1 protein-coding gene is annotated in these 888 nt (G+C 69.4%); it reads right to left on the bottom strand.

Features of this window, described 5'->3' with window-relative positions; translation table 11 throughout:
• Positions 1–562, bottom strand: a 562-nt coding sequence (locus tag HUK84_RS20380) for a DnaJ domain-containing protein (RefSeq protein ID WP_176641821.1), incomplete at its 3' end; no start/stop codon positions are given.
• Positions 563–888 lie beyond the last annotated feature (326 nt).

The raw sequence follows: 888 nt of genomic DNA, 5'->3' as shown, positions 1-888 counted from the left end.
CGTGGCAGGTCGGGCAGGCGCGTTCGACCAGGAAGAAGCCCTGCTGGGCGCGGACCTTGCCGGCGCCGTGGCAGGTCGGACAGGTCTCGGCTCCCTGGTCGCGGTCGGCCGAGCCCGAGCCGTCGCAGGATTCGCAGATGACCCGGGTGGGCACGGTGACGGGTTTCTTGACGCCCGAGAACGCTTCGGTGAAGGAGATCGAGACCTGGATCTGGATGTCGCTGCCCGAGCGGCGGCCGCCGCGCCGGCCGCCCATCATGTCGCCGAACATCTGCTCGAAGATGTCGCCCAGACCGCCGCCGAAATCGAACCCGCCGGCGCCGGGGCCGCCGCCCTCGAACGCCGCATGGCCGAAGCGGTCATAGGCCGCGCGTTTCTGATCGTCCTTCAGGACGTCGTAGGCTTCGTTGATTTCCTTGAACCGGGATTCGGCCGACGCGTCGCCGGGATTGCGGTCCGGGTGGTACTGCATGGCCAGCCGGCGATACGCCTTTTTCAACTCGTCGCCATTCGCATCGCGGGAGACTTCGAGCACGGCGTAGTAATCGAGCTTGGTGGCCATCACGGTCCTCATTGGGGGCCGCGTTCAGGGCGGTGCCGCGGCCGTCGAATAAAATGAGCAGGGTCGGTCAAGGAAAAGCGCCCGCCTTCGGCAGAAGGGGGCGCCTTCGGCCAAAGGCGGGAACCAGAGGCGGCGGCCAAAGGCGGAGCCCGTGGCGGGCGGCGCCGGCCGAAACCGGGCCGCCACGACCGCGCCGCCGGACGATCAGGCCGACTTCTTGTCGTCCACGTCTTCGAAATCGGCGTCGACGACCTTCTCGCCATGCGCCCCCGAGGTCCCCGCCGACGGGCCGGCACCGGGCGCCGCCTCGGCCTGGCCGGCCTTGT

It is taken from the genome of Nguyenibacter vanlangensis (genome assembly GCF_013376155.1).
GTDB lineage: Bacteria > Pseudomonadota > Alphaproteobacteria > Acetobacterales > Acetobacteraceae > Gluconacetobacter > Gluconacetobacter vanlangensis.
The sequence above is the reverse complement of the archived record's forward strand: the minus strand, read 5'-3'. Positions and strand labels throughout refer to the sequence as shown.